Below are 14358 nucleotides of genomic sequence, written 5' to 3' on the forward strand. Positions count from 1 at the left end.
TCAGCGCAAGGCGCCCAGCCGCCCGATCAGCATCTCGCTCGCCAGGCTTGCCGCCTTGGCCGCACCCTCTTCATAGGCGCGGGGCTTTGCCGCGAATTCGAACTTGCGCGTCTTGCCGAAGCGCAGGCCGCCCAGCCCGGCGACCGCCGCGAGGCCGCCCGCGACGTTGGCGCCCGATTGCAGCGCCTTGTCCGCGCCGCTGGTCGCATCGTCCTTTTCGATGAAATCGCCCTCGACCGCGACCGGGGCCTTGACGGTGATGACCGACTGCTTGCCGCTCGGCGCGATCAGCGTCAGGCGCGAATAGTCGGCCGCGACCGACAGGCCGCTGTTGACCTGAATGCCGCCGAAGCTGAAGGCGCCGGGACGCTTCTGGTTCGAAAAGTCGATCAGATAGACGACGTCGATCACGCCGACCCCCGCCTGTTTCGCATAGTTGGCGAAGGCCATGCCGGTCTGGCCCGCGGCCATGTTGATGCCGATGCTGCTCATCCCCGACCCCAGGAAGTCGCCGGGAATCATCAGCAGCGACGGCAGGTCATTGGGCTTGAAATAGGTTGCCTTGCCCTTGCTGCCCTTTTCGAGCGCAATATTGATGTCGAGCGGCACGTCCTGCGACTTGCTCTTGCCGAGCGCCGCGTGACCGAACAGGTCGGCGGGCGTCTGGACGGTATAGCCGCTCGCCTGAAGTCGGGAGACGAAATCGGCATAGGCCGCATCGGTGATCGTCTGCATCATCGCCGGCGTCACGCCGACCAGTTCGCTCTTTGCCTTGGTGGTGCCGCCGAAGGCGCCCATCAGGCCGCCGCTCGCCTGCGTCTGGTCGATCGATTCGAAGATGAAGCCGACGTTGAACGCGCCGATCGCAACGGTGCCGACGCCCTTCGCATTGGCGGGCCCCGAAATCTTGACCGGTTCCTGGTCCCTGGCGATGGCGGCGGCAGGCTGGGCCAGCAGCGCCGCGACGGCGAGCGCCGACAGCAATTTCCTCATGGGTCGTTCCTCCGCACCCCGCGACCGCCCGGCGGTGCGAGATGTTCGCGAAGCAACCCACGATCCCGCGCATCCGCCAGATGCGAGGGCGTGTCAATCGCTTACTGATTGTCCCACCGGAAGCCCGCGGGCAGGCGGCATTTGCCGGCGTCGTAATCGCCGACGCTGCGGATCACCTCGCTGCGTTCGGGTTCGATGCGGCGGCCGCTGATCTGGCTGTCGATCACGCGGCGGACGAGCGCGTCGAGCCGGGTGACGAGATAGCAGTCGATCGCCGGCGGCGCATGCGGATTGCCGACGCCGCTGTCGTCGGTCAGGAACAGATAGCGCGACTGGGTCGCCGCGGCCATCGCGCGCATCGCATATTCGGCCTTGTCGGCGACGCCCGACGCGGCGACCGGGGTGATGTGGATCCGCTTTGCGCGCGCGGCTTCCGCCGCCTGCCACGTCCGCCCGAAGCGATCGTCATGCGGCGGCGCGTCGGCGACGAGCAGCAGCGACTTCACCGCATCGAGGCGCCAGTCCTGCCCGACCGCGCGGATCAGCGCCTGGTCCATCGCTTCGGGATAATCGCCGCCGCCGCTCGCATATTGCTGCGCGAGCCGCCCCTGCACCGCGCCGATGTCGCGGTCGAAGGCAAAGCTGCGGGTGACGTAATCGTCGCCCTCGTCGCGATAGAAGACGAAGCCGACACGGATATCGAGGTCGCGATGCCTGGCGGTGATCGCGGCGATGATCGAACGCAGTTCGGCCTGCAGATACCGGATCTCGTCGCCCATGCTGCCCGTGGTGTCGACGACGAGCATCAGGTCGAGCTTCGTCGCCTTCGCCGCCGTCCGGTCCGCGGTGAGGCCGACGAGCTGGCCGCCGGCCGCCGCCGACACCAGCACCGGGCGCGCGTCGGCGATCGCCCGGCCCGCCTGGCGCGCGGACACGGTGATCCGCTCGCTCAGCCGGTCGAGGCCGGGAAAGAAGACCGCGCTGCCGTCGGCCTGCGTCGCCATGGTGATGCTGTTGCCGTCGCTGCACGTCACGACGACGTCGGCGAAGGGAATCGGCTGGCCGTTGCGGTCGGCGACCCGGACCGTCACCACGCGCATCGTGTCGACGCGCGGCAGGGCGCGCACCTCCTGCCCCAGGTCGCTGCGATTGACATAGGCGGCGTAGAGTTCGGGATTGAGCAGGTCGTCATGCTCGCCCGCGGTCAGGATGCCCGACTGGGGCTGCGGCTGCGGCCAGGGCCGCGGCGATGGCGGGTAGCGGGAGGCGTCGGACGATCCGGGTGCCGCGCTCTCGGCAGTCCGCGACGCATCGCCCGCAGCGCGCGCACCCGTTACCGCGACCGCGTCCGCCGCCATGGGCGCCATCGCCGGCGGCGGGGGCGGAGGGGGCGGCGGGGGAGGAGGAGCTGGTGGCGGCGGTGGCTCGGCAGACATCGCACGGTCGCGTCCGGAGCCGCCACGGGATTTGAGCGCGCGGTCGGGCCGCTGCTGCCCCGCCTCGGTCTCCGCAGGCAGGCGCGGGAGCGGATCGGCGGCGCGGCAAAAACCCTGCTGCCCCGTCACGGGCTTCGCGGCGGCACTTGCCGCCGGAAGCGGTGCCGGCCCGGCGGCAAGCAGTCCCGCCATCGTTGCGCCCGTCAGCAAGCGACTCCGCATCGTCCCCCTCCCCACCATGTGATACAATATCATCAACCTGTCGGCGGGGCGCTGAACCATGGCTTAACGGCCGAGGTCACCGGTCTCAGGCGACGCTGACCCGGGCGCCGGCGTGGCGTTCCAGGCGGCCCGCCAGTTCGAGTTCGAGCAGCACGAGTTGCACCGCCGCCGCCGGGCGGCCCGACTGGCGCACCAGTTCGTCGATGGCGACGGGGGTGGCGCCGAGCAGGCTGGCGATGGCGCCGCGGTCGCCCTCCGCCACCTGCGGCCCGGTCGATGCGACATCGCGGAGCCGCGGGGCCGCGCGCGTCATGCGGGCGTCGATCGGCCCGAGCGCCTCGATCACGTCGTCGGCATTCTGGACCAGCGTCGCGCCTTCGCGGATCAGCAGGTTGCACCCTTGCGCGCGCGGGTCGAGCGGCGAGCCGGGGACCGCCATCACCTCGCGTCCATAGTCGCCGGCGCGGCGCGCGGTGATCAGCGATCCCGACCGGGGCGCCGCCTCGATCACCACCGTTCCCTGCGCCACCCCGGCGATGATCCGGTTGCGCGCTGGAAAGTGGCGCGCGAGCGGTTCGGTACCCGGCGGCTGTTCGGTCATCAGCAGATGGTCGGCCGCGATCCGGTCCTGCAAGGCGGCATTCTCCGTCGGGAAGGCGATGTCGATACCGCTCGCGATCACCGCCGCGGTCGCGCCGCCCAGCGCGCCGACATGCGCCGCGGTGTCGACCCCGCGCGCCAGCCCGCTGACCACGGTGACACCGCGCGCCGCAAGATCGGCGGCGAGCTGGCGCGCGAAGCGGCAGGCGGCGGCGGAGGCGTTGCGCGCACCGACGATCGCGACGCAGGGACGATGGAGCATTGCGCCGTCGCCACGCACGATCAGCACCGGCGGCGCGCTTTCCACCTCGCGCAGCAAGGGCGAATAATCGGCTTCGTCGCTGAAGACATGGCGCGCGCCGAGCGCCGAAACGCGGGCGATCTCGCGCTCGGCGAGGTCGGCCGGGGCGATGCGTGGCTTGCCGCCGCCGCGCAGCGCAAGGTCGGGGAGCGCCGCAAGTGCGGCTTCGCCCGACCCGAAGCGCTGCATCAGCTGGTGCCAGCTCACCGGGCCGACGTGCGGCGTGCGGATCAGCCGCAGCCGCGCCAGCCGTTCGGCATCGGTCACGCGGCCGCGTCCGGTTCGGGCGCGCCCTTCCCCGCCCCGATGCGGGGTTCGGTCCCTGCACGCAGCCGGGCGATATTCTCCCGATGCCGCCACAGCAGGATCGCCGCCAGCCCGGCCAGCCCGACGGCATAGACCGGATAGCCGAGGACGAGCGCCGCGACGGGCGCCGCGACCGCTCCCGCCATGCCGCCGAGCGACGAGATGCGGAGCAGCAGCACGGCGCCGAGCCAGAAGGCGGCGAAGACGAGCCCGATCGGCCAGGCGAGCGCGAGCGCCACGCCGAGCAGCGTCGCCACCCCCTTGCCGCCGCGAAAGCGCAGCCAGACGGGGTAGCAATGACCGATCATCGCCGCGGCGCCCGCGATCATCGCGCCATGATCGCCGAGCCCGGGCACGAAATGGCGTGCGAGCAGCACCGCGACCGCGCCCTTAGCGCCGTCGAGCAGCAGCGTCGCCGCCGCGAGTCCCTTGCGCCCGGTCCGCAGCACGTTGGTCGCGCCGATGTTGCCCGACCCGATCCGCCGAAGGTCGCCCGCGCCGAACATGCGCGTCAGCAGGACGCCGAAGGGGATGGAGCCGAGCAGGTAGCCTGCGGCGATCAGCAGATAGACGGTCATCTCGGTCCCCCAATATTCTCCGGGCCGCACTGTGCAGCCAATGCGCCCGGCGATCAACGGATTCGGATCGGATGACTGCCAAAACGGACCAACGTCGTCCCTGCGAAAGCCGTTCGGCGCGAAGCGATTGAGCGCGACGCGCGCGCCTGCTAGGCGCCGGTCATGCCCCCCCCTGCCCTCGACGCCCCGATCCTCTTCTTCGACAGCGGTCTCGGCGGATTGACCGTGCTCGCCGCGACGCGCGCCCTGCTGCCGAACGCGCCCTTCGTCTATGCCGCCGACTATGCCGGCCTGCCCTATGGCCGGAAAAGCGACGAGGAGCTTGCGGCGCGCGTTCCCGCGCTGCTCGGTCGGCTCGTCGAGCGCTTTCAGCCGCGGCTGGCCGTGATCGCCTGCAACACGGCCTCCACGATCGCGCTGTCGCATGTCCGTGCCGCGCTCGACCTGCCGATCGTCGGCACCGTCCCCGCGATCAAGCCCGCCGCCGCGCTGACCCATAGCGGCGTTATCGGCGTGCTCGGTACCGAGGCGACGGTGCGCCAGCCCTATGTCGACGACCTCAGCGCGCGCTTCGCCGCAGGCAAGACGGTGCTGCGCCACGGCAGCCCCGAACTGGTGACGGCGGCGGAAGCGCGGCTGCGCGGCGAGACGGTCGACCCGGCGGTGGTGGCGCGCGCGATCGCGGGCCTGACCGATCAACCCGGCGGCGATGCGATGGACGTCATCGTGCTCGCCTGCACCCATTTCCCGCTGCTGCTCGATGAGCTGCAAACCGCGGCGGGCCCCGGCGTGCAGTTGATCGACGGCGCGGCGGGCATCGCGCGGCGCGTCGCCCAGCTGACCGCGGGGCAGGACTGGCCCATCACCGCATCTCCGGGCCTTGCCGCCTTCACCCGCAGCGACGCGATTCCGCCGCCGCCGCTCGCCGCGCTGCGCCCCTATGGCATTGGGCGGACTGAGACAATTTGACCCATGCTTGCGAATCGTTCGCACTGGCCTTCGCGGAAAATCGACGCTATTGCCCCGTCCGTTCGTCGCCGGAGGGGGCGGCGCACCCGAAGCTGCGGGGCATGCAAGTGAACTACGACGATATTTTCGCCCGAGCCATCGACCGGCTGCACGAGGAAGGCCGCTACCGCGTCTTCATCGACATCCTGCGTAACAAGGGCGCCTTTCCCAACGCGCGCTGCTTTGCCGGGCACAACGGACCGAAGCCAATCACCGTCTGGTGCTCGAACGACTATCTGTCGATGGGCCAGCACCCGAAGGTCGTCGCCGCGATGGAGGAAGCGCTGCACGACGTCGGCGCGGGCGCCGGCGGTACGCGCAACATCGCGGGCAACACCCATTATCATATCGATCTGGAGGCCGAACTCGCCGACCTGCACGGCAAGGAAGGCGCGCTGCTCTTCACCTCGGGCTATATCTCGAACGAGGCGACGCTCGGCACGCTGGGCAAGCTGCTGCCGGGCTGCATCATCTATTCGGACGAGCTCAATCACGCCTCGATGATCGCGGGCATCCGCAATTCGGGCTGCGAAAAGCGCGTGTGGCGCCACAACGACCTCGATCATCTCGAGGAACTGCTCGCCGCCGACGATCCGCAGGCGGCCAAGGTCATCGCGTTCGAAAGCGTCTATTCGATGGACGGCGACATCGCGCCGATCCACGCGATCTGCGACCTCGCAGAGAAATATAACGCGCTCACCTATTGCGACGAGGTCCACGCGGTCGGCATGTACGGCCCGCGCGGCGGCGGCATCACCGACCGCGACGAGTGCGCTTCCCGTGTCGACATCATCGAAGGCACGCTCGGCAAGGCGTTCGGCGTGATGGGCGGCTATATCGCCGCCGACCGGAATATCATCGACGTCATCCGCAGCTATGCGCCCGGCTTCATCTTCACCACCAGCCTGTCGCCGGTACTGGTCGCCGGAGTGCTCGCGGCGGTCCGCCACCTCAAGCAGTCGAGCGTCGAGCGCGACGCGCAGCAGGCGGCGGCGGCCTATCTCAAGCAGAGCTTCCGCGACGCGGGCCTGCCGGTGATGGATTCGACGACGCACATCGTGCCGCTGATGGTCGGCGACCCGGTGCGCGCCAAGAAGATCAGCGACATATTGCTCGCCGAATATGGCGTCTACGTCCAGCCGATCAATTTCCCGACCGTGCCGCGCGGCACCGAACGGCTGCGCTTCACGCCCGGCCCGACGCACGACGAGGCGATGATGCGCGACCTGACCACGGCGCTGGTCGAAATCTGGGATCGGCTCGAACTGGAATTCCAGAAGGCGGCGTGACGGGCGCATTGCCCTATGACGAGGTGGTCCGCGGTCGCCGGTCGATCCGCGGCTTCCTCGACAAGCCGGTTCCGCGCGCGCTGATCGCCGAGATCATCGAGGTCGCGATGCGCGCGCCCTCCTCCTTCAACAACCAGTGCTGGAATTTCTCGGTCGTCACCGGCGCACCGCTCGACGCGATCCGCCGCGGCAATAGCGAGGGCATCTTGGCCGGCAAGCCCGACAGCCGCGAATTCCGCCGCTTCGACCGGGTCGTCGACGCGCACCGAACGCGCCAGATCGAAATCGCCAAGCAATTGTTCGGCGCGATGGGAATCGCGCGCGACGATCGGGACGCGCGGCAGGACTGGGTGCTGCGCGGTTTCCGGCAGTTCGACGCGCCGGTGAGCATCGTCGTCACCTATGATCGCGCGCTACTCGGCAGCGACATCGCCCCCTTCGACTGCGGGGCGGTGACCAATGCGCTGGTCAACGCGGCATGGTCGCGCGGGCTGGGCTGCGTCATCAACAGCCAGGGGATCATGCAAAGCCCCGTGGTGCGCGAGCATGCGCATATCCCCGACGATCAGGTCATCATGATCTGCGTCGCCATGGGCTGGCCCGACGAGACGTTCCCCGCCAACGCCGTCGTGTCGAACCGCAAGAGCGTCGACGAGGCCGTCCGCTTCGTCGGCTTCGACGACTAGGGCGTTCATGTTTGGATGAACCATGCCGAGTCCCCGCGCAGGCGGGGACCCGGAGCGATGTAGCGCCAATTTTGGCTCTTCCCACTCTGGCTTCCCGCCTGCGCGGGTGCACTCGGCTTCTCAAGCCGAAACGACGCTCAGGCCGCCGGGCGCATCATTCCCCAGAAATGCGGTCCGCCGCCGGGCACGTCCCATTCGACCTGCGCGACGAACCCCAGCCGCTCGTAAAGCGGCACGTTGTGCGGCGTCGCGGTTTCCAGCCAGCAGGGCAGCCTTTCGGCATCGGCCCTCGCGGTCTGCGCGCGGATGATCCGCCCGCCGTGCCCCTTTCCCTGATGCGCGGGACGCACGCCGACATAATGGAGATACCAGAAGCGCCCCGGCGGCCGGTGCGCGTCGATGCTTCCCTGCACCTTCAGACCGCGCGGCAGCGTCGCGCCGAAGGCCGCGACGAGCGGAAGCACGGTGCGCAGAAATTCGAGGCTGCCGCTGTGAGCACGGCCCGGCGCCCGCCACAACGAAGCCGATTCGTCGTCCGCCCCGCGCAACGCCACGCCCGCACGCATGTCGGCGGGAACGAGGGCGCGGAACAGGCCGCGCAACGCGCGGGCGCGGCCGTCGGGTTCGGGCAATATCCACGACAGGGCGGGATCGGTCTGAAACGCCTGCGCCAGCGTTTCGACCAGGGCAGGCCGATCGTCGTCGCATGCCTCGAGGATTTGGTCCGTCCGGTTTGCACGATTCGTCATTGCGAGCGAAGCGAAGCAATCCGGAGCGGTTTATGCAAGCTCCGGATTGCCGCGTCGCTTCGCTCCTCGCCGGGGGTATCGATGCTCGCCGCGGCATCTCAATCGCGACAATAGCCCTCGCCCTGCTTGACGATCAGGCATTGCTGCTTGCCGGCCAGATATTTGAGCCCGGTTTCGTCGCCGTTGCCGCGATGGAGCGACAGTTGCTCGCCGCCGCGCCGGAACTGGATGCCATGCTCGCTGTCCTGCCCGTCATAGGTCCCCCTGGTGTCGAGGTCGGACTGCATCTCCAGCTTGTATTTGCCGGGCTCGGCAGCCGGGGCGATCGTCACATACATGCCCTCGACCCCGGTCCATTTGCCCGCCCAGCTTGCGAAGCGGTGCGACGCGGTCGCCGGATCGGTCCCTGCATCGGGCGCCGCGGTATCGACGGGCGGCACGGTTTCGACCGGGACCTCGGTGGTGTCGGTAGGCGCCGGGGCCGGCGCCTCCGCCTTTTCGCAGCCGGCGAGCAGCGCCAGCGCCACCGGGGCCGCGAGGATCAGGCTCATCTTCATCATGCGTCTCCTTCCACCGGCGCAACGCATCGCGCGGCATAAGTTTCCGCCCGGGATGCGCTGCCGGCCTTTGGAAGGTCCGTCAGCCCGCCAGTATCTCCGCATATTTCTGCGGATCGACATTGCCGCCCGACAGCGTGATCAGCGTTGCCGCGCCCGGCGTCACCTTGCCCGCGAGCACCGCGGCCAGCGCCGCCGCACCGCCGGGTTCGACGACAAGGTGCAGCTTTTCGAAGGCGACGCGCATCGCGTGGCGCACCTCTTCGCGCGTGACCACGACTCCGCGCACGCCGCGCGCCTGCAACACCGCGAAATTGATCGGCCATGTCTCGGGCGTCTGGAGCGCATCGCATTCGGTCGGATAGCTCATGTCCGCGACCGACAGGATTTCGCCGGCGGCCAGGCTGCGCGTCACATCGTCCCACCCTTCGGGCTCCACGGCGAAAATATCCGCGTCGCCGCAGGCCAGCGCGAGCCCGGCCGACAATCCGCCCCCGCCGCAGCAGGCGACGACCGTGTCGGGCCCGGCGATGCCGCGCGCCCGCATCTGCGCGGTCGCCTCGATCCCGGCGCTCCCCTGCCCCTCGATGATCCACGGGTCGCCATAGGCGTGCACCAGCGTTCCCCCGCGCTCAGCGATCAGCGCCGCCGCCACCGCGTCGCGCGATTCGGTGACGCGGTCATAGAGCACGACCTCCGCCCCCAGCGCGCGCGTCGCCGCCAGCTTCATCTGCGGCGCATTGCCCGGCATGACGATCGTCGCCCTGATCCCCAGCCGTTTCGCCGCCCAGGCAACGCCCTGCGCATGGTTGCCGCTCGACACGCCGACGACGCCGGCCGCCGCCTCTTCCGGAGTCAGGTCGCTCAGCCGGTGCCACGCGCCGCGAATCTTGAAGGCGCCCACCGGCTGGAGGCATTCGGCCTTGCACCAGAGCGTCGCGCCGTCGACCTCCAGCGGCAACAGCGGGGTCGGCGGCAGGATGGCGGCGACCTTCGCCGCGGCGCGCTCGACGCCAGCGAGCGTCGGCGCGCGCGCGGGGTCGCGCAGGGGATCGGGGCTTTGCTGTGTCATGGCTTCGTCCTATAGGGCGCGGCATGGATGACAAGCGGCGACACGCCGCGCAGGAGATTTTTCGATGAGCAAGGTTCTGGTGATCGGCGCCGGCGGCGTCGGTTCGGTCGCGGTGCACAAGATGGCGATGAACGCCGACATCTTCCCGTCCATCACGCTGGCGAGCCGCCGCAAGTTCAAGTGCGACGCGATCGCCGAGTCGGTGAAGGCGCGCACCGGGGTGACGATCGCAACGGCGGAGGTCGACGCCGACGACATCGACGCGACCGCGACGCTGATCCGTCAGGTCGGTGCGACGCATGTCGTCAACCTCGCGCTTCCCTACCAGGACCTCACGATCATGGAGGCGTGCCTGAAGACCGGCGCGCATTATCTCGATACCGCCAATTACGAACCGCGCGACGAAGCGAAGTTCGAATATCACTGGCAATGGGCCTATCAGGACCGCTTCAAGGACGCCGGACTGATGGCGCTGCTCGGTTCGGGTTTCGATCCCGGCGTGACGAGCGTCTTCACCACCTGGCTGAAGAAGCATCATTTCGAGCGCATCGACACGCTCGACATCCTCGACTGCAACGGCGGCGATCACGGCCAGCATTTCGCGACCAATTTCAATCCCGAGATCAATATCCGCGAGGTGACCGCGGTCGCGCGCCACTGGGAAAACGGCGACTGGGTCGAAACGCCGCCGATGTCGGTCAAGCAGAACTTCGACTTCGAAGGCGTCGGGCCGAAGACCATGTACTTGATGTACCACGAGGAAATCGAAAGCCTGAAGACGCACCTGCCGGAGATCGGGCGCATCCGTTTCTGGATGACCTTCGGCGACGCCTATATCCAGCATCTGACCGTGCTCCAGAACGTCGGCATGACGCGCATCGACCCGGTGATCTACGAAGGGCGCGAGATCGTCCCGCTGCAATTCCTGAAGGCGGTGCTCCCCGAACCGTCGAGCCTGGGCGAGACGACCAAGGGCAAGACCAACATCGGCGTCATCGCGACCGGCCTCGGCCGCGACGGCAAGGAAAAGACTCTCTATCTCTACAATATCTGCGACCATGAGGACGCCTATGCCGAGACGGGCAACCAGGCGGTCAGCTACACGACCGGCGTCCCGGCGATGATCGGCACCGCGATGATGGTGACGGGCACCTGGTCCGGAAAGGGCGTGTTCAACATCGAGCAGATGGACCCCGATCCCTTCATGGACATGCTGAACAGGCACGGCCTGCCGTGGCAGGTGAAGGAACTGGATGCGCCGCTGGAGTTCTGAGGCCATGATGAAGTCGCTGCTGGGATTCGTCGCGGCAGCCTTTGCCGCCGTCCTCGTCACCGCACCGGCGCAGGCGCAGGGCGACGACGCCTATGCGCCCGCGCGCGCGATCGTCGCCGACCTCAACCGGATCGTGACGCCGAACGGCGTGCAGGAGACCTTCGTCGCGACGCTCGGCGGCGCGAAGCAGGTGGTGAACGTGCGCGGTGCGGACCGCGACAATCCGATCCTGCTTTTCGTCCACGGCGGTCCGGGCGCGGTCGAGATGCCCTTCGCCTGGGCCTTCCAGCGGCCGTGGGAGGACGTCTTTACGGTCGTCCAGTACGATCAGCGCGGCGCCGGGCGTTCCTATCCGCTGAACGACCCCGCGACGCTGGCGCCGACGATGACGCTCGACCGCTATCGCGACGATGCGATCGAACTGATCGAATTGCTGCAAAAGCGCTACGGCCAGCGCAAGGTCGTGCTGATGGGGCATAGCTGGGGCTCGTTCGTCGGGCTCGCGGTCGCGCTCGAACGTCCCGACCTGCTCCACGCCTATGTCGGCGTCGGCCAGGGCATCGACTTTCGCGAGGGCGAAAAGGTGGGCATGGCGTGGACGCGCGCCAAAGCGCTCGCGGCGGGCGACCGCGCGGCGGTCGCAGCTATCGACGCACTCGCCCCCTATCCTTCGTCGGGGCCGTTCACGATCGAACAGGCGGACGGCTGGCGCAAATATGCGATGCCCTATGGCTCGCTGCTCTACAATCGCCCACCCGCGACGACGCTCTATTTCGAGCAGCCGCGGCTGTCGCCCGAATATACGGAGGCCGACCGGCAAGCGTGGGGCAAGGGCAGCGCGTTCACGGTCACGACCTTGTGGCCACGGCTCGCCGATGTCAGCTTCGCGCAGGCGCGGGCGATCGACATTCCGATCGTCTTCCTTCTCGGGCGCCACGACTATACCGTCCCGTCGCCCGTCGCGGCCGCCTGGTTCGCAAAGGCCCGGGCGCCGTCGAAGACACTCGTCTGGTTCGAGCATTCGGCGCATATGCCGATGGTCGAGGAGCCGGGGCTCTTTTTCGCCGCGCTGCTTCGCGACGTGCTGCCGCTGACCAAGGACCGTCCATGACCGCCTATCTGCTGCCGATCGGCCTGCTGTTCGCATCGAACATCTTCATGACCTTTGCCTGGTACGGCCACCTCGGCGACCTGTCGCGCCCGGTGTGGCTCGCGGTGCTGCTGGCGTGGGGCATCGCCTTCTTCGAATATTGCCTGGCGGTGCCGGCGAACCGCATCGGCCATTCGGTCTATTCGACCGCCGAGCTGAAGACGATGCAGGAGGTGATCACGCTGATCGTCTTCGCCGGCTTCGCGACCTTCTGGCTTGGCGAAAAGCTCAGCTACAACCATCTGGTCGGCTTCGCCTTGATCGCGGCCGGCGCCTTCTTCATCTTCAGGGGGCCGATCGCGGCCTGACAGGATCGATTGCATCATGGAAACCAGAGCCGGCGACCCCGGAGCCTTTGCCCGCTTCGACCTCAGCCGCGTCCCGACGCCCGCCTTCGTCGTCGACGCGGCGAAGGTCCGCGCCAACCTGGCGGTGCTGCGCCATATCGGCGATGCGTCGGGCGCGCGCGTGCTCGCCGCGCTCAAGGCCTTTTCGATGTGGTCGCTCGGGCCGGTCGTCGCCGAATATCTCGACGGCGTCTGCGCCTCCGGCCTCTACGAGGCGAAGCTGGGACGCGAGGAATATGCCGCCCCCGGCAAGCACAGCGAGGTCGCGACCTATTGCGCCGGCTACAAGGAGAGCGAACTGCCCGAGATCGCGCGGCTCTCCGACCATCTGATCTTCAATTCGCCGGGACAGATCGCGCGCTTCCGCCCGCTGCTCGACCGCCTGCGCGCGGAGGGCGAGCAGTTCGATATCGGCCTGCGCATCAACCCGATGCACAGCGAGGGCGAGGTGGCGAAATATGATCCGGCGGCGCCGTGCAGCCGGCTCGGCTTCCCGGTCAGCCAGCTTTTGCCCGAGCATATGCAGGGGGTCGACGGCATCCACATGCACACGCTGTGCGAGCAGGATTTTCCGCCGCTCGAACGGACATGGGCGGCGGTGCAGCCGATGCTGCATCCCTTCGTCCGCCAGCTCCGCTGGATCAATTTCGGCGGCGGACACCACGTCACGCGCGCCGACTATCAGATCGACGACCTGATCGCCTTCCTGAAACGGGTGCGCGCGGCGACCGACTGCGACGTGATGATCGAGCCCGGCGAAGCGGTCGCGCTCGATGCCGGAATCCTCGTCGGCGAGATCCTCGACCTGTTCGACAACGGCATGCCGATCGGCATCACCGACGTCAGCGCCACCTGTCACATGCCCGACGTAATCGAGGCGCCCTATCGCCCGGCGATGCTGGGCGAGGACACCACCGGCGCCGTGGTGCGGCTCGGCGGCCCCTCGTGCCTCGCCGGCGACGTGATCGGCGACTATCGCCTGCCCGGCGGCGCGCGCATCGGCGGGCGCTTCGCCTTCCTCGACCAGGCGCATTATTCGATGGTCAAGACCAACAGCTTCAACGGCGTCCCCCTGCCCTCGATCTGGCTATGGGACAGCGAGACCGACGAACTGAAGGAAATCCGCCGCTTCGGCTATGAGGATTTCAGGACGCGCCTCAGCTGACGTCATCGGCAGAACGGGACGATCCGCGACGCCGGTCGCGGACATGGCCGTAATAGCTGCCGTAGCGACGATAACGGCGCTGCGGACCGTTCCAATATTTGCCCATCAGTCTGCCGAGAGCCCGCAGAAAGGCACCGGACACGCTCGCGAGGTTCAGCAGCGCCCAAATCGGCAGCGCCAGCGGCAGCAGGAGAAGGAAAGCCCGCCGGATCCGGCGCGGCCACGACATGGGGCGCCACAGCCGGAACAGGAAAGTCGGCGCATGGCGCCCATAACCGTCACTCACCGCCATCCCTTCCCCACCCGATCGCCGTCCATCGTCCCTTATCTGGTCCTCTATACATAATATAGTTGATAAACCCGTCGGCGATTGAAGGTCAACAGGGACCGCATGGATATGCGGCGCGTCGTTGGAGAGAATGTGCGGCGAGCGAGGCTGGCCGCCGGACTCACGCAGGAGCAACTTGCGGAGCGGAGCGGTTTCAGCCAGCAATATCTGAGCGGGCTCGAGCAGGGAAAGCGAAACCCGACCATCGTCAGCCTCTATGAACTGGCGATGGCGCTCGGCGTGTCCCATGTGGATCTGGTGAGCGCCGGACCGGACGCATGACCGGCGATCCCGTCAG

Annotated in this window: 16 protein-coding genes; 8 read left to right on the plus strand and 8 right to left on the minus strand. The window is 68.2% G+C overall.

Going from position 1 to position 14358, the window contains the following annotated elements; genetic code table 11:
* The 4 genes from ABS88_RS08255 to plsY form a co-directional block, all read right to left on the minus strand.
* On the minus strand, positions 1 to 993 hold the full coding sequence (locus tag ABS88_RS08255) for a hypothetical protein (RefSeq protein WP_076075048.1): 993 nt from the start codon (positions 991 to 993) through the stop codon (positions 1 to 3).
* Positions 994 to 1094: 101 nt separating this feature from the next.
* The gene (locus ABS88_RS08260) at positions 1095 to 2651 is read right to left on the minus strand and encodes a VWA domain-containing protein (protein WP_234002650.1); all 1557 of its coding nucleotides are present in this window, start codon (positions 2649 to 2651) and stop codon (positions 1095 to 1097) included.
* 85 nt (positions 2652 to 2736) lie between these two features.
* On the minus strand, positions 2737 to 3819 hold the full coding sequence (dprA, locus tag ABS88_RS08265) for a DNA-processing protein DprA (RefSeq protein WP_199775084.1): 1083 nt from the start codon (positions 3817 to 3819) through the stop codon (positions 2737 to 2739).
* Entirely contained in the window at positions 3816 to 4436 is a 621-nt protein-coding gene (gene plsY / locus ABS88_RS08270) for a glycerol-3-phosphate 1-O-acyltransferase PlsY (RefSeq protein WP_076077781.1), read from the minus strand. Before plsY ends, dprA begins: the two co-directional genes overlap by 4 nt.
* A 162-nt stretch (positions 4437 to 4598) precedes the next feature.
* Here plsY and murI point away from each other — a divergent pair, with 162 nt between their 5' ends.
* From murI to ABS88_RS08285, 3 genes are all read left to right on the plus strand, one after another.
* Positions 4599 to 5405 (plus strand): glutamate racemase, encoded by an 807-nt coding sequence (gene murI, locus ABS88_RS08275; protein WP_067109504.1) that lies wholly within the window; start codon positions 4599 to 4601, stop codon positions 5403 to 5405.
* Between the two features lie 101 nt (positions 5406 to 5506).
* A complete protein-coding gene (gene hemA / locus ABS88_RS08280) occupies positions 5507 to 6733 on the plus strand; it encodes a 5-aminolevulinate synthase (RefSeq protein ID WP_404950414.1) in 1227 nt (408 codons plus the stop codon).
* On the plus strand, positions 6730 to 7419 hold the full coding sequence (locus ABS88_RS08285) for a nitroreductase (RefSeq protein WP_067109501.1): 690 nt from the start codon (positions 6730 to 6732) through the stop codon (positions 7417 to 7419). Before hemA ends, ABS88_RS08285 begins: the two co-directional genes overlap by 4 nt.
* 137 nt (positions 7420 to 7556) lie before the next feature.
* On the opposite strand, the gene ABS88_RS08290 is transcribed toward ABS88_RS08285, so the two are convergent.
* From ABS88_RS08290 to ABS88_RS08300, 3 genes are all read right to left on the minus strand, one after another.
* Positions 7557 to 8168 (minus strand): GNAT family N-acetyltransferase, encoded by a 612-nt coding sequence (locus ABS88_RS08290; RefSeq protein ID WP_104959717.1) that lies wholly within the window; start codon positions 8166 to 8168, stop codon positions 7557 to 7559.
* 98 nt (positions 8169 to 8266) lie between these two features.
* Positions 8267 to 8728: a hypothetical protein gene (locus tag ABS88_RS08295; RefSeq protein ID WP_234002651.1), complete on the minus strand. Its 462-nt coding sequence runs from the start codon at positions 8726 to 8728 to the stop codon at positions 8267 to 8269.
* Between the two features lie 79 nt (positions 8729 to 8807).
* Positions 8808 to 9797 carry a threonine ammonia-lyase gene (locus ABS88_RS08300; RefSeq protein WP_067109495.1) on the minus strand — a complete coding sequence of 330 codons (990 nt, stop codon included), beginning with the start codon at positions 9795 to 9797 and terminating at the stop codon, positions 8808 to 8810.
* A 64-nt stretch (positions 9798 to 9861) separates the two neighbouring features.
* Here ABS88_RS08300 and ABS88_RS08305 point away from each other — a divergent pair, with 64 nt between their 5' ends.
* Genes ABS88_RS08305 through ABS88_RS08320 form a run of 4 tightly spaced genes read left to right on the plus strand, consistent with a single transcriptional unit; the run spans position 9862 to position 13732 of the window.
* Positions 9862 to 11070 (plus strand): saccharopine dehydrogenase family protein, encoded by a 1209-nt coding sequence (locus ABS88_RS08305; protein WP_076075042.1) that lies wholly within the window; start codon positions 9862 to 9864, stop codon positions 11068 to 11070.
* A 4-nt stretch (positions 11071 to 11074) separates the two neighbouring features.
* Positions 11075 to 12181, plus strand: a complete 1107-nt coding sequence (locus tag ABS88_RS08310; protein ID WP_083675067.1) for an alpha/beta fold hydrolase — start codon at positions 11075 to 11077, stop codon at positions 12179 to 12181.
* The gene (locus ABS88_RS08315; RefSeq protein ID WP_067183163.1) at positions 12178 to 12528 is read left to right on the plus strand and encodes a DMT family protein; all 351 of its coding nucleotides are present in this window, start codon (positions 12178 to 12180) and stop codon (positions 12526 to 12528) included. The genes ABS88_RS08310 and ABS88_RS08315 overlap by 4 nt, the downstream gene beginning before the upstream one ends.
* A 16-nt stretch (positions 12529 to 12544) precedes the next feature.
* Positions 12545 to 13732, plus strand: coding sequence for a carboxynorspermidine decarboxylase (locus ABS88_RS08320; protein WP_104959718.1), 1188 nt, complete (start codon positions 12545 to 12547; stop codon positions 13730 to 13732).
* Here ABS88_RS08320 and ABS88_RS08325 read toward each other — a convergent pair.
* Positions 13725 to 14018, minus strand: a complete 294-nt coding sequence (locus tag ABS88_RS08325) for a hypothetical protein (RefSeq protein ID WP_156483058.1) — start codon at positions 14016 to 14018, stop codon at positions 13725 to 13727. The two genes, ABS88_RS08320 and ABS88_RS08325, sit on opposite strands and share 8 nt — an antisense overlap.
* A gap of 105 nt (positions 14019 to 14123) precedes the next feature.
* Here ABS88_RS08325 and ABS88_RS08330 point away from each other — a divergent pair, with 105 nt between their 5' ends.
* Positions 14124 to 14342 carry a helix-turn-helix domain-containing protein gene (locus ABS88_RS08330; RefSeq protein WP_067109478.1) on the plus strand — a complete coding sequence of 73 codons (219 nt, stop codon included), beginning with the start codon at positions 14124 to 14126 and terminating at the stop codon, positions 14340 to 14342.
* Positions 14343 to 14358 lie beyond the last annotated feature (16 nt).

It is taken from the genome of Sphingopyxis sp. SCN 67-31, assembly GCF_001725095.1.